The following is an 18,234-nucleotide window of genomic DNA, read 5'->3' on the forward strand; positions in this document are numbered from 1 at the left end:
GCACGGGCTCGATGCTGTCACCACCTCCCCAGCTCATCGGGTCGGCGCCCACGCGGGCGGCCGACGTTGCAGAAACGCCGTCATCCCCTCGATCGCCTCCGGGGTGCCGAACAGCCGCGCGGACTGCGCGGCCAGCCCGGCCGCACCACGATCGAAACCCGCCAGCATCCCCGCCGTCGTCAACCACTTCGACTCCGCCAGCCCCTGCGGCGACGCCAGCGCCAACTCCGCCAACCACCCCGCCACCGCGACGTCGACGTCCTCGGCGGCAGCCGTGATCAGCCCGATCGCCGCCGCCTCCGCCGAGCCGAACTTCTCCCCCGTCAGGAAGTAGCGGCCCGCCGCACGCGACGACATCCGCGGCAGCACCGTCAGCGAGATGATCGACGCAGCAAGCCCGAGCCGGGCCTCGGTGAGCGCGAACGTCGCAGACGGGCCTGCCGCGACCAGGTCACAGGCCCCGACCAGCCCCATCCCGCCCGCCCGGACGTGGCCGTCGATCCGGCCGACGATCGGTTTCGGCAGCTCAAGGAACGCGCGCAGCAGGTCGGTCATCTGCGTGGTGCGCCTGGCGGCAAGCGCCGCCGGGTCGGCCGCCTCCGCCGCGCCGCTCGCCTCCGACAGGTCCGCGCCCGCGCAGAACGTCCCCCCGGTGTGGGCCAGCACGACGGCCCGCACCGAATCGTCCGAGGCGGCACGGGACAGCGCCTCCCGGAGCTCCCCGACCAACCGCGACGAGATCGCGTTCCGGTTGTGCGGCGAGTCCAGGGTCACGGTCGCGAAGCCGTCCGCCGCCTCGTAGCGGACGTACGGCCCGGAGCTCGGTTCGGTCCCCATCGTCAGTACGACCTCGGCAGCCCGAGGGAATGCTGGGAAACGAAGTTGAGGATCATCTCCCTGCTCACCGGGGCGACCCGCGCGATGCGCGCCGCACCGAGCATGGCGGCCAGCCCGTACTCCTTCGTCAGGCCACCACCGCCGTGCGTCTGGACGGCCTGGTCCAGGCACTTGATGCTCGCCTCCGCCGCCGCGTACTTCGCCATGTTCGCGGCCTCCGCGGCACCGAAGTCGTCGCCGCTGTCGTACAACACCGCTGCCTTCTGCATCATCAGCTTCGCGAGCTCGAGTTCGATCTTGCACTGCGCGAGCGGATGCGCGATGCCCTGGTGCGCGCCGATCGGCGTCTTCCAGACCGACCGCTCGTTCGCGTACGTCGTTGCCGCGTTCAGGGCGTAGCGCCCCATCCCGATCGCCATCGACGCACCAAGGATCCGTTCCGGGTTGAGGCCAGCGAACAGCTGCATCAGCGCCGCGTCCTCGGATCCGACCAGCGCGTCCGCCGGGAGCCGCACCTCGTCGAGAAACAGGGCGAACTGGTGGTCGGGTGCGACGATGTCCATGTCCATCCGCGTCCGCTCGAATCCGGCGGCGTCGGTGGGAACAATGAACAGCGCTGGCTTGAGCTTGCCGGTCTTGTGGTCCTCGGTCCGGGCGACGATCAGGACGGCGTCCGCCTGATCCACCCCGGAAATGAAGATCTTGTTCCCGGACAGGATCCAGTCCCGCTGATCCCCCGTCGCTCCGCTCGCCCCGTCACCATCCCGCCGTGCGGTGGTGGTGATCTGGTGCGAGTTCGAGCCCGCATCCGGTTCGGTGATCCCGAACGCCATGATCTTGCTGCCGTCGGCGAGCGCGGTCAGCCACGTCCGCTTCTGCTGCTCGGTGCCGTACTTGCCGATGATGGTGCCGCAGATCGCCGGGGACACGACGACGAGCAGCAGGCCCGCGCCCTGCGCGGCCAGTTCCTCCTGGACGAGCGCGAGCTCGTAGATGCCCGCACCCCCGCCGCCGTACTCCTCCGGCAGGTTCACCCCGAGGAAGCCGAGTTTGCCCGCCTCGTTCCACAATTCGGTGAGCGGCTCACCCCTGCGGGCCCGCGGCAGCACGTAGTCCACGTAGTTGTAGCGCTCGCCGAGGCTGGCGACCGCCGTCCGCAATTCCCTCTGCTCGTCGGTCTCGATGAAACCCATGTGCGTCACTCCCCTGTCCCGGTGGTGTCGTCGACGATCGCGAGAACGGCACCCACGTCGACCTGCTGGCCGACGGTGACGTTCAGTTCGGTGAGCACACCGTCCGCCGGCGCGGTGATGGTGTGCTCCATCTTCATGGCCTCCAGCCACAAAATCGGGGTGCCCGCGGTGACCCGGTCCCCGGCCGCGGCGCCGAGCCGGATCACCGTGCCCGGCATCGGGGCGAGCAGCGACCCGGCGGCAACCGCGGTCGCGGGGTCGACGAACCGCGGCACCGCCCGGAACGCGGACCCGCCCAGCGTCGAATCGACGCACACGAGGTCCCCGTAGCGCGCCACGTCGAAGGCGCGACCGAGCCCGTCAACCACAAGCACCACCCGATCCGGGGTCGCCGACACCAGGTCGACGGCGCCGACGCCGTCGGTGTCCAGGGCGCCGTCCCGCCCGATCCGGTACTCGACTTCATGTGTGCACGTTGCACTCTCGAACACCTTGCGCTGTCGTTGCGAGGGGACGTTGCGCCATCCGCTCGGCAACGCACCGATCACCCGTGCCGATGCGCGATTGGCGGCTGCCTGCGCCAGCGCCGCGGCAAGAGCCGAAATCCGTTCCGCGGCCTGCGTCGCGAGCGGAGCGGCGAGCATGCCCAGACCCTGCCGGTCGAAGAACGCGGTGTCGGTGTCACCGGCCAGGAAGGCCGGATGCCGCAGCACGTTCACCAGCAGGTCCCGGTTGGTGACCAGGCCGTGGATCCTCGCCCGGGCCAGCGCCGCCGCCAGCCGGCTCGCCGCATCCCTGCGGGTCGGCGCCCAGGCGATGACCTTGGCGAGCATCGGGTCGTAGTGCACCCCGACCACCGAGCCGTCGACGACGCCGGAGTCCAGCCGCAGCCCCCTCCGATCCGACGGAACCCCGAATTCGGTGTCCACGCCTGGGATCTCAATGGCGTGGATCGTCCCGGACTGCGGCTGCCAGTCGCGGGCCGGGTCCTCGGCATACAGCCGGACCTCGATGGCATGCCCGTGCGGGGCGGGGGGCCGCTCGTCCAGGGCGGTCCCGGACGCCACCTGGAACTGCAGGTCCACCAGGTCGAGCCCGGTGGTCAGCTCGGTGACCGGGTGCTCGACCTGCAGCCGGGTGTTCATCTCGAGGAAGTAGAAGCCGCCCGCCTCGTCCGCGAGGAACTCCACCGTGCCTGCGCCCTCATAGCCGATCGCGGATGCGGCGTCGACCGCGGCCTGAAACAGGCTGTCACGCATGCCCTTTCCTGCCGATTCCAGGCGCTCGACAAGTGGGGACGGCGCCTCCTCCACGACCTTCTGGTGGCGACGCTGGATCGAGCACTCGCGTTCGCCGACGGCCCAGACGGTGCCGTGGCCGTCGGCCATCACCTGCACCTCGATGTGCCGCCCGGTCTCGAGATACCGCTCGCAAAACACCGTCGGATCGCCGAACGCGGATCGTGCCTCCGCCCGGGCGCCCTCGATCTGTCCGGGCAGGTCGGCGAGCGTCCGCACCACCCGCATGCCGCGTCCGCCGCCGCCAGCGGACGCCTTGACCAACACCGGCAGATCGGCGTCGGTGACCTGCGCCGGATCGAGTTCGGCCAGCACCGGGACACCGGCGGCGGACATCATCTTCTTCGACTCCACCTTCGAGCCCATCAGCTCGATCGCCTTGACCGGCGGTCCGATCCACGTCAGCCCGGCATCCTGGACGGCCTTGGCGAATTCCGCGTTCTCGGAGAGGAATCCGTATCCGGGATGCACCGCGTCGGCGCCCGCGGCGAGGGCGGCGGCGACGAGCGCCTCCGCCCGCAGGTAGGTCTCGGCGGGAGTGTTCCCGGGCAGGCGCACGGCGACGTCCGCCTCCCGGACGTGCGGAGCGTCGGCATCGGCGTCGGAATACACGGCGACGGTGGCGATTCCGGCCGCCCGCGCACTCGCAAAGACCCGACGGGCGATCTCGCCGCGGTTCGCCACGAGGACGGCGGTGATCGCGTTGGAGGTGACGGTCACGGGTGGCTCACATTCTGAAGACACCGAAGTTCGCGGTGCCTTCGATCGGGGCGGTGGCAATCGCCGACAGACACATTCCCAGCACGGTGCGCGTGTCGCGTGGGTCGATGATGCCGTCGTCGTAGACGCGGCCGGACAGGAACAGCGGAAGCGACTCCGCCTCGATCTGGGCCTCGATCATCGCCCGCATACCCTTGTCCGCGTCCTCGTCGAACGGGACGCCCTTGGCCTCCGCGCTTCCGCGCATCACCATGGACACCACCCCCGCGAGCTGCGCGGGTCCCATCACCGCGGACTTCGCGCTCGGCCAGGCGAACAGAAAGCGCGGATCGTAGGCGCGGCCGCACATGCCGTAGTGGCCTGCGCCGTAGGAGGCGCCCATCAGGACCGAGATGTGCGGGACGGTCGAGTTCGACACCGCGTTGATCATCATCGCGCCGTGCTTGATGATGCCGCCCTGCTCGTACTCCTTGCCGACCATGTACCCGGTGGTGTTGTGCAGGAACAGCAGCGGCGTGTTCGCCCGGTTCGCGAGCTGAATGAACTGGGTGGCCTTCTTGGCCTCCTCCGAGAACAGCACCCCGCGCGCGTTGGCGAGGATCCCGATCGGATAGCCGTGCAGTTCGGCCCATCCGGTGACCAGCGAACTTCCGTACAGCGGCTTGAACTCGTCGAAGTCCGAGCCGTCGACGATCCGGGCGATCACCTCACGCGGATCGAACGGCACCTTCAGGTCGGTGGGCACGATGCCGAGCAGGTCCTCGGCGTCGAGGAGCGGTTCGATGACCTCGCGGCGGGGGGCAGGCCCCTGCTTGCGCCAGTTGAGCCGCCGGACGATGCTGCGGCCGATCCGGATCGCGTCGTACTCGTCCTGTGCGTAGTGGTCGGCGAGTCCGGAGGTGCGGGCGTGCATCTCCGCACCGCCGAGCGACTCGTCGTCGGACTCCTCGCCGGTCGCCATCTTCACCAGCGGGGGCCCGCCGAGGAACACCTTGGAACGTTCCTTGATCATCACGACGTGGTCGGACATGCCGGGGATGTAGGCGCCCCCGGCGGTGGAATTGCCGAACACCAGTGACACGGTGGGGATTCCCGCTGCCGACGCACGGGTGAGGTCCCGGAACATCCGCCCGCCGGGAATGAAGACCTCCTTCTGCGTCGGCAGGTCGGCACCCCCGGACTCGACAAGGGAAATCACCGGCAGCCGGTTCTGCTCGACGATCTCGTTGATCCGGAAGCTCTTCTTGATCGTCCACGGGTTGCTGGCGCCACCGCGGGAGGTGGGGTCGTTGGCGACGATCATGCACTCGACACCCTCGATCACCCCGATGCCGGTGACCACGTTCGCCCCCACCGGGAACTCGCTGCCCCACGCGGCGAGGGTGCACAGTTCGAGAAACGGCGAATCCTCGTCGATCAGCAGCTCGATCCGCTCCCGCGCCAACAGCTTTCCCCGCGTGTGATGGCGGTCCACGGCCTTGGCTCCGCCGCCGGCGAGCGCCTTGTCGAACTCGCGCTGCACCTCGTCGAGCTTGGTCCGCATCGACTCCGCTGCGGCGACGAAACCCTCGCCCGCGGTGTCGAGCGTCGATCCGATCAGTGTCATCAGTTGTCCCCTCAGTGTCAGGCTTGGAATCCGAGCAGCTTTGCGGCAAGGGACGTCATGATCTCGGTGGTCCCGCCGCCGATTCCGAGGATTCGCATGTCGCGGTACTGCCGTTCGACCTCGCTCTCCCGCATGTAGCCGAGACCACCGAACAGTTGCACCGCCTGATGCGCGACCCACTCCCCCGCCTCGACCGCGGTGTTCTTCGCGAAACACACCTCGGCGAGGACGTTCTCGTCGCCCGCCGTGTAGCGATCCACGATCGAGCGGGTGTAGACGCGCGAGACGTCCACCTTCCGTGCCATCTCGGCCAGGGTGTTCTGCACCGACTGGCGGCTGATCAGCGGCCGCCCGAAGGTCTCGCGGTCCCGGCACCAGTCCAGGCTCAGATCGAGGCAGCGCTGAGCGCTGGAATACGCCTGCGCTGCGAGGGCGACCCGTTCGGCGACGAAGGCCTTGGCGATCTGCGCGAAACCGGTGTTCTCCGCGCCGACCAGGTTGGCCGAGGGGACGCGGCAGTCGACGAAGGACAGTTCCGCGGTGTCCGAGGCGAGCCAGCCCATCTTCTCCAGCTTGCGGGCAACGGTGAATCCCGGTGTGCCCCTCTCGATCACCAACAGCGACACCCCGGCTGCGCCGTCGCCTCCGGTGCGGACCGCGGTCACGACGAAGTCGGCACGGCACCCGGACGTGATGAACGTCTTCGCGCCGTTGACGATGAAGTCGTCGCCGTCGCGGACCGCCCGGGTGGTCAGGTGGCCGACATCGGAGCCGCCGCCGGGTTCGGTAATCGCGAGCGAACCGATCGCCGCACCGGCCAGGGTGGGCCGCACCCACCGCTCGACCTGACCGGGGTCCCCCGCCGCGACCAGGTGCGGCAGCGCGATCCCGGAGGTGAACAGGGACGCGAACAGCCCACCCGAGCATCCCGCGTAGTGCATCTCCTCGCAGATCACGATCGCGTCGACGGGGTCGCCGCCGCCACCGCCGACCGACTCGGGGAACGCGACCCCGAGCAGGCCGAGTTCGGCGGCCCTGCGGTGCAGGTCCCGGGGCAACTCCCCGGCGCGTTCCCACGCGTCCTGCTGCGGGAGGACGTCCTTCTCGACGAATCGTCGTACGGTCTCGCGTAGTTCACGTCGTTCGGGGGTGTTCCAGGCGTCGGTCACGAGGCGGCCTCCTGCGCGTCGTTCGGGTCAAGCAGTGCGGTGGGTATCGGCACGTGCCGCGAGCGCAGCCATTCGGCGAGTCCCTTCGCCTGCGGATCGAAGCGGGCCTGATAGGCGACACCCATGCCGAGAATGCCTTCGACCACGAAGTTCACCGCCCGCAACCGGGGCAGCAGGGTGCGGGTGATCGTCAGGTTCGCGGTCTCCGGCAGCAGGCGTCGGATCTCGTCGACGGTGAGCGTGTGCGCAAGCCATCGCCACTGGTCGTCCGTGCGCACCCAGACGCCGATGTTCGCGTTGCCGCCCTTGTCCCCGCTGCGGGCGGCCGCGACGGCGCCGAGCGGCCGGGTCCGGGTCGCGCCGACGGGCAGCGGCGGCGGCAGGTCCGGGTCGGGCAGCGGCGCGAGGGCCAGGGTGTCGTCGGGCGGGGCCATCTCGGACCGGGCTCCGTCGGGAAGCACCGCGACGTGCGGAACCTGGTGCGCGTCGACGTATCCGGGCGTGTACACCCCGTACGGCGCGCCGTTGCCGGGCATCGACAGGAACGTGCACCCCGGGTAGCTGGCCAACGCGAGTTCGACGGCCACGTTGGAGAAGGCGCGTCCGACCCGGTTCGGGTCGGGATCCCGGACCACGCAGCGCAGGATCGCGCTCGCCCGTTCCTCGGTGTCCGCGTCCTCCCGGTCCAGGCGGGCGAGGTTCCAGGTCAGTTCGGCCGGACGCTCCGGTAGCCAGGCCTCCAGTTGGGTCCGGGCGAGGTCGGCCTTGGCGTCGATGTCGAGTCCGGTGAGAACGAACGCCATCTCGTTGCGGAACCCGCCGAGCGTGTTGAGGGAGACCTTGAGCAGCGGCGGCGGCGCCTCGCCCCGCACACCCGAGATCTCGACCCGGTCGGGCCCGACCTGGGTGAGGGCAACGCTGTCGATCCGGGCGGTGACGTCGGGTCCCGCATACCGGGCATCCTGGATCTCGTACATCAGCTGCGCGGTGACGGTGTCCACCGTGACGGCGCCACCGGTGCCCTCGTGCTTGGTGATGACCGAGGTGCCGTCCGCGCGGACCTCGGCGATCGGGAAGCCGGGTCGGCCCAGGTCGGCGATCTCGGTGAAGAACGCGAAGTTGCCGCCGGTGGCCTGGGTGCCGCACTCGATCACGTGCCCCGCGACGACCGCCCCGGCGAGGCGGTCGTAGTCGGTTCGGCTCCAGCCGAAGTGGTGGGCCGCGGGACCGACGACAACGGAGGCGTCGGTGACCCGCCCGGTCACCACGACGTCGGCGCCCGCGCCGAGGCACTCGGCGATGCCCCACGCGCCGAGGTAGGCGTTGGCGGTCAACGGCTGCCCCAGCCCGAGTTCGCCCGCCCGGGCGGTCAGGTCGTCGCCCTCCACGTGCGCGAATCGGGCGGGGACACCGACCCGGTCCGCAAGCTCGCGGAGCCGGTCGGTCAGCCCGGCCGGGTTGAGGCCGCCCGCGTTGACGACGATCTTGACGCCGCGGTCCATCGCAAGACCGAGACCGTCCTCCATTTGCCGCAGGAACGTCTTGGCGTAGCCGAGGCCCGGGTCCTTCAGCCGGTCTCGGCCGAGGATCAGCATGGTCAGCTCGGCGAGATAGTCCCCGGTCAGGTAGTCCAGGTCGCCACCGGTGAGCATCTCGCGCACTGCGGAGATCCGGTCACCGTAGAAGCCGGAGCAGTTGCCGATCCGGATGGTGCTGGTCACTGCTGCGCCTTTCGTTCGCGCCCGACACCGGGCAGGCCAGCGAACGCCTGGGCGATGTCTAGCCAGGTGTGCGCGTCGGGTCCCACCGCGGCGAGGGCGAGGTCGTCGGGATGCGCCCGCTGCGTCACCAGCAGGCAGAAGTCGTGTGCGGGGCCGGTCACCCGCTGCGTCGCGCGGTCCGGACCCCACACCCAGAGGGCACCGTCCGGGCCGGTCAGCTCGACCCGGAACTCCTCGACGGGCGGGGGCAGTTCGTGGACCGTGAACGCGAAGTCGCGGGTGCGCACCCCCAGATGCGCGATCGACCGGAGGCGGCTCGTCGGTTCGGTCTCGACGCCGAGCGCGGCCGCGACGTCCTGCCCGTGCGCCCAAGTCTCCATCAGTCGGGCGGTGGCCATCGACATTGCGCTCATCGGCGGCCCGTACCACGGCAGCCTGGTGCCGGGCGGCGTCTCGGTCAGCGCCCGCGCCAGCGCGGCGCGTCCGGTCCGCCAGTCCGCGAGCAGGTCGGCGGGCCTGCGCCGCGCCTGCGCCTCCGCCCCGGCATCGACGAAGCCCGCCGGGTCGGCCCATGCCGCGGTCAGCGACTCAGCGAAGGCGGCCGGGTCGGAGACGGCGAGCAGCGCGGCGCGGTCGGTCCAGGCGAGGTGCCCGATCTGGTGCGCGACGGTCCACCCGGGTGCGGGGGTCGGGGTGGCCCAGCCGTCCTCCCCCAGTGCGTCGACCATCGCGTCCAGCTCGCTCCCCTCGGCGAGCAGGTCGGCGACCACGGCGTCCAGTTCCGCCATACCTCTCCCTCCACGGTGATGTGTTCAGGATCACCGTGGGGCGAGAAAAAATCAAGCATGCCTGATTGTTATTTCCTGCCACAGCTACAACTCTGCGCGATTCGGACATCGAATATCACTGTGCCGCAATAACGTTCAACTCTACGATCGCTCCGCGATTCCACCCCGGATCGACCCGGGTTGCTGTACAACTGACGCGCGTCAGGGCCCACTTCCCCCACACCAAGGAGTCACATGTCCATCGAAATGCCCTCGGACCCGCTCGGCCTCCTGCTCTCGCTGCTGCCCCCGCCGCAGCCGGTCTTCGGCATCGGGGTCGGTTCGATCGAATTCGGCCTCGGCGCCGGCGGATCCTCGGTGGGACTCGGGTCGATCGGCCTCGGCTAATCCCGGAAACCCGCACCACCCCCGGGTGCACCGGGGCGAACGTCGATCAAACAGCGGACGCTGCCCGTTATCTCCAAACGAAGGTCTGGTCACAGCCTGGTCACATCGTGTACAAATAGCCCGAACGCTTGTCCAGGCGTCCACAAATGTAGGTACCAGCAAACCAGGAGTTAAAGTCATGTCCTCTGATTTCGCGGATCTGTTCGGCGGTCTGGCCACGGTGTTCGACGCTCTCGACAGCATCTCCTCGGGCTCCAGCAACGGCGGTGGCAGCGGCAGCAGCAGCACCGGCTCGCTGAGCAGCCTCTCGGCCGAGTAGGCACGCACCCCCACGACGCGGGACCACCGGCACACGCCGGTGGCCCCGCGTCGTTTTCGTTGACGATCACGGTCGTCACCATTTCGTGATTGACGCGCTGGTCAGCGACGCAATCGCGGGCCGGACAGGTCGGCATCGGACATCAGCGCGTCCTCAAGGGCGCCGCGGACCCCTTCCACCCAGGCGAGCAGGCCCGCGATGTCGAGATCATGGGGCGGGTCGGCGGCATAGGGCCGAATCCGGTCTCGCCCCCTGACCAGCAGGGACCCCGCGCCAACCCGGTTGCCGCGGCGCAGGTGGGTGAACCCGACCGCGAGTTGCGCGAGCCCCTGCCACAGCGGACGCTCGGCCTCCGGCGCCGACTTCCACGCATCCTCGAGCACCTCGTGGGCATGAAACGGCAGCCCGGCATCGAACAGGCGCTGCGCCTCGTCGACGGTGTCGGCCGGCGTCCGGACCAGCCCCTCGGGAGCGCGGGGCACCCCGGCCATGCCCCGCGCCAGCGGTCGACCCAACCCGTCCCGAGGTCGGGCGTTGCGGGGACGGCCAGCCGAGTCACGCTCTCGTCGGTCCACACCCCAAGACTAGAGCCAGCACTCTGTCGAACGACTGTCCAACTCGACCCCTTACCCGTTACCCTGGGTAACAGGGTTAGTCGTGGACAGCACGCAAGGAGAAGCATGGCTCACATCCACCGCACCGCGGTCGCGAAGGTGAACGTCGGCGCCGGGTTCGCCTACGTCGACGACTACCGCAACGTCCCCGACTGGATGTTCGGGGTGACGCGCTTCGAACCGGTCGGGTCGCAGACCCACGGCCTTGGCGCCACCTTCGAGGCGACCATGCAGCTCGGCCCGAAGGCACTCAATTCCCGGGTCCGGATCACCGAATGGGAGCAGGACCGGCTGATCCGCCTGGAATCCGTCGACGGCATCAGCAACGGGTCGACCTGGCGATTCTCCCCCACCCCGGATGGCAACACCGAGCTGTCCGTCGACTTCGATTACACCCTTCCCGGCGGCCTGCTCGGCAAGGCGCTCGCCAAGATCGTCGAACCGATCGTCGGGACGGCGATCGCGCACACCGAGGCCACCCTGCGGGCACGGACCGAGGCGCTGGCGGAGGACCCGCGGGGCAGCTGACCCCACCCGCCCCGCCCGGTGGTGACGGGCGGGCGGGGCGCATCCGTCAGGCCAGCAGGCCCTTGGCGATGTGCGTCACCTGGATCTCGTTGGAGCCCGCGTAGATCATCAGCGACTTCGCGTCCCTGGCGAGCTGCTCGACCTTGTACTCGGCCATGTAGCCGTTGCCGCCGAACAGCTGCACCGCCTCCATCGCCACCTCGGTCGCCGCGCGCGAGGAGTACAGCTTCATCGCGGAGGCCTCGGCGAGCGTGACGGGGTTCCCGGACGCGGTGCGCTCGATCGCGTTGAACACCATGTTCTGCACGTTGAGGCGGGCGACCTCCATCTCGGCCAGCTTGAGCTGGATGAGCTGGAACTGGGCGATCTCCTTGCCCCACAGCTTCCGGTTCTTCGCGTAGTCGATGGACAGCCGCTGGCACTCATTGATGATGCCGAGCGCGAGCGAGGCGATGCCGATCCGTTCGGCCGCGAACGACTCCTTCGCGCTCTCCTTGCCGTCGCCCTTGGCGGGGTTCTCGGTCTCGCCGAGCAGGCGGTCCTTGCTGATCCGGACGTTGTCGAAGAACAGTTCACCGGTGGGCGAGGAGTTCATGCCCATCTTCTTGAACGGCGCGCTCTGGGTGAAGCCCTCCATGCCCTTGTCGAGGACGAAACCGAGGACCTTGCGATCGCGACGGTCGACGGAGGCGTCGCCCTCGTCGAGCTTGGCGTAGACGATGGTGACGTCGGCGTACGGGCCGTTGGTGATGAAGGTCTTCTGGCCGTTGAGGATGTAGTCCTCGCCGTCGCGGCGGACGTAGGACTTCATCCCACCGAACGCGTCCGACCCGGAGTCGGGCTCGGTGATCGCCCATGCGCCGACCTTCTCCATCGTGACCAGCTCCGGCAGCCAGCGCTTCTTCTGCGCGAGGGTGCCGCGGCTGCGCAGCGTCCCGACGGTCAGGCCGAGACTGACGCCCATCGACGCGACCAGGCCGAGGCTCACGCCAGCGAGTTCGCTGTTGAGAATGACGCCCATGCTGCCCGCGCCGCTGAAGCCGCCGCCCTTCTCGCCGGACTCGGGTGCTGCCTCGCCGCGTTCGCGCGCCTCTTCCTTCGCGAACGCCTTCTCGAGGGCCTCGGTGGCCATCTCGTCCATCCCGAAGGTGGCGTACATCTTCCGGATGATGTCGAACGGCGGCAGTTCGCCGCTCTCCAGCCGGTCGACGTGCGGCTTGATCTCCTTATCGATGAAGCCACGCAGTGCGTCGCGGAACATCAGGTCGGTATCGGACCACTCGTACATGTCGTGAACTCCAAGCGTTTTCGGGCAATCAGGCAGTCACGCAAATATAGAACACGTTCTGATTCGGTGTCCGGAGTGCGGCCGGATCGGCCGGACTCGAGCTGCCCTTCGTCCGATACTGGTGGCATGAGCCGCACGGGCGCCGCCGTTGAGGTCAGGCCGCGCGCCGCAGCCGCTGATGCCGCCCGCCCGACAGCGACCACGTCGGGTCGGGGTCGGCGCTGCCGCGGCGGCACCGTTGCACGCTGAATTCCGTGATCGGCAAGCGTTCCAGCAGTCGCGACTCGGCGCAGGGGTCGCCGGGAACCCCCTGCTCGAGCATGGAGTACGCGGTGTGGTTGACCGACTGCACCGCCACCCGCAGCGCGTCGAGCGCGGTACCCGACGGACCGAGCCGGGCCAGGGTGTGCCCGCCCTGCACGGAGGTGCCGACCACCGCAAAGAAGTCCCATTCGCGTCCCGGCGGCAGCGCCGCGGCGGGCGGGGAGGGGTCATCGGCCCGGGTGAACTTTTCGGACGGCTGGGGTGCGGTCGCCATGATGCGCCTTCTTCCGTGTGCTGCTTCCCACATCGGTTCCGTCTGGTTCGACGTTAGCGCCGGGCACCGACAATGCCGCGGAACCGCCCCGCGACACCCCGTTGGTGGCATCATCGGAACTCGTGAGCAGCGACAACGACTCCCCCGGCTTCGCCGATGCTGCCGCGGTCCTCGCCGCGCAACCGTTCAGCGCGCTCGTCGGCGCCCGCCTCACCGACTACACCGACGGCGCCGCCACCCTCGAGATTCCGATCCGACCCGACCTGCTGCAGCAACACGGGTTCGTCCACGGCGGCGTGCTGTCCTACGCCGCGGACAACGCCCTCACCTTCGCGGCGGGCACGGTCCTCGGGCCGAGCATCGTCACCGCTGGCTTCACGATCAGCTACCTGCGGCCCGCCGTCGGCACCCTGCTGCGGGCCACGGCCAGCACGGTCAGCGCCACCCGACGGCAGGCACTGTGCCGCTGCGAGGTGTACGTCGACGGACCGGACGGCACCACGCTGTGCGCCGCGGCGCAGGGGTCGGCGACCCGCATCGACCTCGACCGGGCCCCCTCCTGACGCCGGTGGGCCCGCCTCCCTCATGGGAAGGCGGGCCCACCGGATCACACCGTCAGGTCCGGTGCGTCAGTGCATCACCACCGGGGCCGCCTCGCCCGATGCGGGCGCGGCCGGCTTGCGGCGCGGCAGGAAGAACGCCGGAATCAGCGTCAGCAGCAGCAGCACCAGCGCAACCATGAAGGTGTTGCCGAACGCGTCGGCGGCCGCGGACAGCCCCTGCTCGATCGCACCGGGCGGCAGCTGCGCCGCGACCGACGGGTCGTGCTGGGCCGCGGCGACGGCCGCCGCCTCCGGACGGTCCTTCATCTGGTTCGTCAGCACCACCGACATGGTCGCGGTACCGACGGATCCGGCGACCTGCTGGACGATGTTCATCAACGTCGAGCCCCGCGCGATGGTGTGATCGGTCAGCGTCTGCATCGCCGCGGTCATGATCGGCATCATCGTGCAGCCCATGCCGAGGCCCATCACGAACAGCGCACCGAGCAGCAGCGGGTACGGGGTGTCCGCGCCGAGCTGGGTGAACACGCCCATGCCGACCGACATCAGCGCGATACCGAACATCACGATCTTGCCGGGGCCGATCCGGTCCACCAGATTGCCCGCGATCGGCATTGTGACCATCGCGCCGATGCCCTGCGGGGCGAGCAGCAGTCCGGCGGCGAGGGTCGTCTCGCCGCGCACCTGCAGGAAGTAGCTCGGGAACAGCAGGCCCGCGCCCATGAAGGCGACCGCGAACAGGCTGGACGTGAGCACCGCGATCGTGAGGTTGCGGTTCTTGAACAGCCGCAGGTCGATCAGCGGGTGGTCGGCGCGGCGCAGCGCGTGGAACACGAAGGCGACCACCAGCACCAGACCGATCGCGCAGGACACCACGACGCGGGTCGTCAGACCGCCGCCGCCCTCGGCGATCGAGGACACGCCGAACAGGAACAGCGCGAGGCCGGGCGAGAGCAGCAGCATGCCGAGGAAGTCGAACGACTCGGACGGTTGCGGCTTGTCGGACGGCAGCAGCATGAACGCGGCGATCAGGGCGACGATGCCGATCGGCAGGTTGATCAGGAAGATCCAGTGCCAGCTCGCCGCCTCGATCAGCCAGCCGCCGAGGATCGGGCCGCCGATCGGCCCGAGCAGCATCGGGATGCCGAGCACCGCCATGACCCGGCCGACCCGGTGCGGGCCTGCCGCCTTCGTCATGATCGTCATGCCGAGCGGCATCAGCATGCCGCCGCCGAGTCCCTGGATCACGCGGAACGCGATCAGCGACTCGACGCTCCAGGCGACCGAACACAGCACCGATCCTGCGACGAACAACACCAGCGCGGTCATGTACAGCCGCTTGGTCCCGAACCGGTCCGCCGCCCAGCCGGTGGCCGGGATGACGGCGGCGAGGGCCAGCGTGTACGCGGTCATCGTCCAGGCGACCGTGGCGTACGTCGCGTTGAACTCCTGCATGAACGTCGGCAGGGCGACGGACACGACCGTGACGTCGAGAATGGACATGATGGCGCCGAGCACCACCACGCTGGCGATCTTGAGAACTGCGCCGTCGATCTTGTCCGAGGCCGCGGGGGCTCCCGGTGTCGGCGTCGTCATGGGGTCTCCTGACGGGTCATCTGGTGGACACGCGGGACGGCGGCCCTCGCGTGCGGTCAATCGGCACGAAGCGTTTCGCGCTGACGATCACGAGCAACGGCGCGGCCATCGACCGCGCTACGAATGTCAACGATGACGTACACCGTCCGTCAATGGCGAATACTTGTGAGGGGCATCACCCGTTGGCCGATGCCCCTGACCCGCCGATCCGATCACGACGCGCCCGCGTCGGGCAACCGAGTTTCCCCGTACACCCGCTCGTTGCCTGCCGCGAATACGCTGCTGGACATGGCAGCGGCCGCCCGAACCCTGATCCTCCTGAGACACGGAAAGTCGGCGTACCCCGACGGGGTGACCGATCACGATCGGCCGCTCGCGTCGCGGGGACGCCGGGAGGCCGCGCTGGCAGGCGACTGGATCCGGCGCACCCAGCCGCCCGTCGACGCGGTGCTGTGCTCGACCGCGACGCGCACCCGCCTGACCCTCGCCGCGGCCGGGGTCGACGCCCCCACCCGCTACAGCGACCTGTTGTACGGCGCGACACCCGCGCAGGTTCTGCACGAGATCGCGGGCACCGCCGCCGGTGTGCGCACCCTGCTGGTCGTCGGGCACGATCCCGGCATTCCCGGTGCCGCGACGGCCCTCGACCCCCGGTCGCGGTACGCGGACCGGATCGCCGACAAGTTCCCGACGTCGGCGCTGGCAACACTGGCCGTCACGGACGCCTGGGCGGGGATCCACGTCGCAGGCGCGACCCTGACCTCGTTCCACGTGCCGCGCTGACCGATCCCGCGACCGACCGTCGAACGGCGGGAGCCGGGCCTGTGCTCCACAGGCCCGGCTCCCGGACGGCTCCGCACTCGCGGTAGGGCTCAGCCCTTCGCGATCGACACCATCTCCGCGACGTCGAGCAGCTTGATGCGGGGACGGCCCGCCGCCTTGCCGAGTTCGCGTTCGCGGGCGTCGATCAGCTTCCAGCCCGCCCAGTCGACCTCGTCGGGCTGCCGGTCCGCGAGCAACGCCACCAGGGCGTCCCGATCCGCCTTCGGGGTGTCGAGGCGCTCGGCGGTGAGGTCCTCGAGGATGAGTGCGATGGTGTCGTGTGCGCACTGCCGGTTGGTGCCGATGACACCCGACGGCCCGCGCTTGATCCAGCCCGCGGTGTAGGTGCCGGGCACCGGGACGTCGGTGCCGACCTCGGTGACCCGGCCGCCGACGTTCGAGATGGTGCCCCTCGACTCGTCGAACGGCAGGTCCGGGACCGGGACGCCGCGATAGCCGACCGAGCGCAGCACCAGGCCGGTCTCGAGGACCTCGGTGTCGTCGGTGCTGCGGGCACGCATGGCGCCGGACTCGTCGGCGACCATCTCGTTGCGGGCAACGACGAGCCCGGTGACGTGGTCGGTGCCCTGCACCTCGACCGGGGACACCAGGAACCGCAGGACGATCCGCTTCGGGTGACCGGAGAGGGGCCGGGCCGCGTACTCGCGGAGGATGTCGAGCTTGAGCTTCTTCGCCGGGTTGGCCGCGACCTCGGCGGCGCTGACCTCGTCGAGCTCGAGCTCGGCCGGGTCGACGACGACATCCACACCCGGCAGGTGCCCGAGGGCGAGGAGTTCCGGGTTGGTGAACGCGGCCTGAGCCGGTCCGCGCCTGCCGAGCAGCACGACCTCCTCGATCGCGCTGTCCCGCAACGCGTCGACCGCGTGCTGCGCCATGTCGGTCTTGGCGAGGGTGTCGGGGTCGAGGACCAGCAGCCGCGCCACGTCGAGCGCGACGTTGCCGTTGCCGACGATGACCGCCCGCTTCCCGGTCAGGTCGAAGTCGCGGGCGGCGTAGTCGGGGTGGCCGTTGTACCAGGCGACGAACTCGGTGGCCGCGAGGCTGCCGGGCAGTTCCTCGCCCGCGATGCCGAGGTGCCGGTCGCTCGGCGCGCCGACCGTGTAGATCACCGCGTGGTGATGTTCGAGGAGTTCGGCGTGGCTGATGTGGGTGCCGACCTCGACGTTGAGGTGCATGCGGAAGCCGGGCCTGCGGGAGACCTCGGCGAACAGGTCGGTGACGGCCTTCGTCTCGGGGTGGTCGGGGGCGACGCCCGCGCGCACCAGTCCCCACGGTGTCGGCAGCCGGTCGAACATGTCGACCTCGATGCCGGACCGTTTGAACGCGAGCAGTTCGCGGGCCGCGTAGAACCCGGACGGCCCCGCGCCGACAATTGCGACGCGGAACGGCTCGTCGACGTTCTTCGGGAACTTCAGCGACGGGCCTGGTGCGGCGTCCTCGAGATCGCCCGCGGCGAAGTAGTCGGCGTTGATGGAGGCGTATCGTTCCATCGACGCGGGCAGGTCGTCGTCACGGAAGATCGCGTTGACCGGGCAGGCGTCAACGCAGAGGCCGCAATCGATGCAGCTCTCGGGATCGATGTACAGCATCTCGGTGCTCTTGAACGCCCGCTCGTCCGGCGTCGGATGGATGCAGTCCACCGGGCACACCTCGGTGCAACTCGCGTCGTTGCAACAAGGCTGAGTGATCACGAACGCCACTGTCGATCTCCTCCAAAATAGAACATGTTCTCGCAGAGAGTACTCGTTCGATGCGAGGTATGTCACAGAGGTTGTGATGGAAGTGACAATGGTCCCGGATCGGACCCGCCGACCCGGAACCAGCGGTCAGCCCCGCAGCTTCCGCAAGCCGACGACGACGGCGACGACCACCGCGACCGACAGCAGCGCCGGCCAGAAGCCGATCGCCCACCAGAGCACGCCGAACCCGATCACCACCGGTGCCGCGACGATCGCGGCGATGCCCGGGCTCTCCCGCACCGTGTCCAACGCCGCCTGCGTCTTCACCTTGTCGATTCCCTTGCCTGCCATGTCGTCGCTCCCTCGGGTCGGCGAGAAGTCCTCGCGGTGCAGGCCGGAGCGGAATGTCCGGTTCCCCCCCACGATAGACGCGGAACGGCCCCGCACTCACGAAGAGTGCGGGGCCGTCCCCGACATCGGCACCGTGCGTGATTTTAACCCCCCTGGGGGTGGAAATAACGCACCGGCGCGGGGCGCCAAGCGGGAG

Annotated in this window: 18 protein-coding genes; 5 read left to right on the plus strand and 13 right to left on the minus strand. The window is 69.5% G+C overall.

Annotated features, from left to right (window positions below; translation table 11 throughout):
* Positions 1-33: 33 nt before the first annotated feature.
* The 7 genes from ACFWPA_RS18920 to ACFWPA_RS18950 all read right to left on the minus strand — a co-directional run bounded on the left by ACFWPA_RS18920 (position 34) and on the right by ACFWPA_RS18950 (position 9,332).
* A complete protein-coding gene (locus tag ACFWPA_RS18920) occupies positions 34-837 on the minus strand; it encodes an enoyl-CoA hydratase family protein (protein ID WP_378508153.1) in 804 nt (267 codons plus the stop codon).
* Between the two features lie 2 nt (positions 838-839).
* A complete protein-coding gene (locus tag ACFWPA_RS18925) occupies positions 840-2,030 on the minus strand; it encodes an acyl-CoA dehydrogenase family protein (RefSeq protein ID WP_378508154.1) in 1,191 nt (396 codons plus the stop codon).
* 5 nt (positions 2,031-2,035) lie between these two features.
* Positions 2,036-4,048 (minus strand): biotin carboxylase N-terminal domain-containing protein, encoded by a 2,013-nt coding sequence (locus ACFWPA_RS18930; protein ID WP_378508155.1) that lies wholly within the window; start codon positions 4,046-4,048, stop codon positions 2,036-2,038.
* Positions 4,049-4,055: 7 nt separating this feature from the next.
* Entirely contained in the window at positions 4,056-5,654 is a 1,599-nt protein-coding gene (locus ACFWPA_RS18935) for an acyl-CoA carboxylase subunit beta (RefSeq protein ID WP_378508156.1), read from the minus strand.
* A gap of 17 nt (positions 5,655-5,671) precedes the next feature.
* Positions 5,672-6,823: an acyl-CoA dehydrogenase family protein gene (locus ACFWPA_RS18940; protein WP_378508157.1), complete on the minus strand. Its 1,152-nt coding sequence runs from the start codon at positions 6,821-6,823 to the stop codon at positions 5,672-5,674.
* A complete protein-coding gene (locus ACFWPA_RS18945; RefSeq protein ID WP_378571496.1) occupies positions 6,820-8,475 on the minus strand; it encodes an acyclic terpene utilization AtuA family protein in 1,656 nt (551 codons plus the stop codon). Before ACFWPA_RS18945 ends, ACFWPA_RS18940 begins: the two co-directional genes overlap by 4 nt.
* A 65-nt stretch (positions 8,476-8,540) precedes the next feature.
* On the minus strand, positions 8,541-9,332 hold the full coding sequence (locus tag ACFWPA_RS18950; protein ID WP_378571484.1) for a TIGR03084 family metal-binding protein: 792 nt from the start codon (positions 9,330-9,332) through the stop codon (positions 8,541-8,543).
* 234 nt (positions 9,333-9,566) lie between these two features.
* Here ACFWPA_RS18950 and ACFWPA_RS18955 point away from each other — a divergent pair, with 234 nt between their 5' ends.
* Both ACFWPA_RS18955 and ACFWPA_RS18960 read left to right on the plus strand, forming a co-directional pair.
* Positions 9,567-9,719 carry a hypothetical protein gene (locus ACFWPA_RS18955; RefSeq protein WP_378508159.1) on the plus strand — a complete coding sequence of 51 codons (153 nt, stop codon included), beginning with the start codon at positions 9,567-9,569 and terminating at the stop codon, positions 9,717-9,719.
* Between the two features lie 178 nt (positions 9,720-9,897).
* Positions 9,898-10,038 carry a hypothetical protein gene (locus ACFWPA_RS18960; RefSeq protein ID WP_378571486.1) on the plus strand — a complete coding sequence of 47 codons (141 nt, stop codon included), beginning with the start codon at positions 9,898-9,900 and terminating at the stop codon, positions 10,036-10,038.
* Positions 10,039-10,139: 101 nt separating this feature from the next.
* Here the strand turns inward: ACFWPA_RS18960 and ACFWPA_RS18965 are convergent, their stop codons facing one another.
* Positions 10,140-10,613, minus strand: a complete 474-nt coding sequence (locus ACFWPA_RS18965; RefSeq protein WP_378571488.1) for a DUF309 domain-containing protein — start codon at positions 10,611-10,613, stop codon at positions 10,140-10,142.
* A 105-nt stretch (positions 10,614-10,718) separates the two neighbouring features.
* Between ACFWPA_RS18965 and ACFWPA_RS18970 the strand changes: the two genes are divergently transcribed.
* Positions 10,719-11,180 (plus strand): SRPBCC family protein, encoded by a 462-nt coding sequence (locus tag ACFWPA_RS18970; RefSeq protein WP_378571490.1) that lies wholly within the window; start codon positions 10,719-10,721, stop codon positions 11,178-11,180.
* Positions 11,181-11,226: 46 nt separating this feature from the next.
* Here the strand turns inward: ACFWPA_RS18970 and ACFWPA_RS18975 are convergent, their stop codons facing one another.
* Positions 11,227-12,468 (minus strand): acyl-CoA dehydrogenase family protein, encoded by a 1,242-nt coding sequence (locus ACFWPA_RS18975; RefSeq protein WP_378571492.1) that lies wholly within the window; start codon positions 12,466-12,468, stop codon positions 11,227-11,229.
* 154 nt (positions 12,469-12,622) lie between these two features.
* Positions 12,623-13,006: a hypothetical protein gene (locus tag ACFWPA_RS18980; RefSeq protein ID WP_378508164.1), complete on the minus strand. Its 384-nt coding sequence runs from the start codon at positions 13,004-13,006 to the stop codon at positions 12,623-12,625.
* 122 nt (positions 13,007-13,128) lie between these two features.
* Between ACFWPA_RS18980 and ACFWPA_RS18985 the strand changes: the two genes are divergently transcribed.
* A complete protein-coding gene (locus ACFWPA_RS18985; protein ID WP_378508165.1) occupies positions 13,129-13,569 on the plus strand; it encodes a PaaI family thioesterase in 441 nt (146 codons plus the stop codon).
* 66 nt (positions 13,570-13,635) lie between these two features.
* Here the strand turns inward: ACFWPA_RS18985 and ACFWPA_RS18990 are convergent, their stop codons facing one another.
* On the minus strand, positions 13,636-15,165 hold the full coding sequence (locus ACFWPA_RS18990) for a DHA2 family efflux MFS transporter permease subunit (protein ID WP_378508166.1): 1,530 nt from the start codon (positions 15,163-15,165) through the stop codon (positions 13,636-13,638).
* A 288-nt stretch (positions 15,166-15,453) separates the two neighbouring features.
* Between ACFWPA_RS18990 and ACFWPA_RS18995 the strand changes: the two genes are divergently transcribed.
* Positions 15,454-15,948, plus strand: a complete 495-nt coding sequence (locus ACFWPA_RS18995; RefSeq protein WP_378508167.1) for a SixA phosphatase family protein — start codon at positions 15,454-15,456, stop codon at positions 15,946-15,948.
* A gap of 89 nt (positions 15,949-16,037) precedes the next feature.
* Here the strand turns inward: ACFWPA_RS18995 and ACFWPA_RS19000 are convergent, their stop codons facing one another.
* The gene (locus ACFWPA_RS19000) at positions 16,038-17,708 is read right to left on the minus strand and encodes a 4Fe-4S binding protein (protein ID WP_378508168.1); all 1,671 of its coding nucleotides are present in this window, start codon (positions 17,706-17,708) and stop codon (positions 16,038-16,040) included.
* 126 nt (positions 17,709-17,834) lie between these two features.
* Positions 17,835-18,038 carry a hypothetical protein gene (locus ACFWPA_RS19005; RefSeq protein WP_378571494.1) on the minus strand — a complete coding sequence of 68 codons (204 nt, stop codon included), beginning with the start codon at positions 18,036-18,038 and terminating at the stop codon, positions 17,835-17,837.
* Between the last annotated feature and the right edge of the window lie 196 nt (positions 18,039-18,234).

The organism is Rhodococcus sp. NPDC058505 (assembly GCF_042720095.1).
Taxonomy (GTDB): Bacteria; Actinomycetota; Actinomycetes; order Mycobacteriales; family Mycobacteriaceae; genus Rhodococcus_G.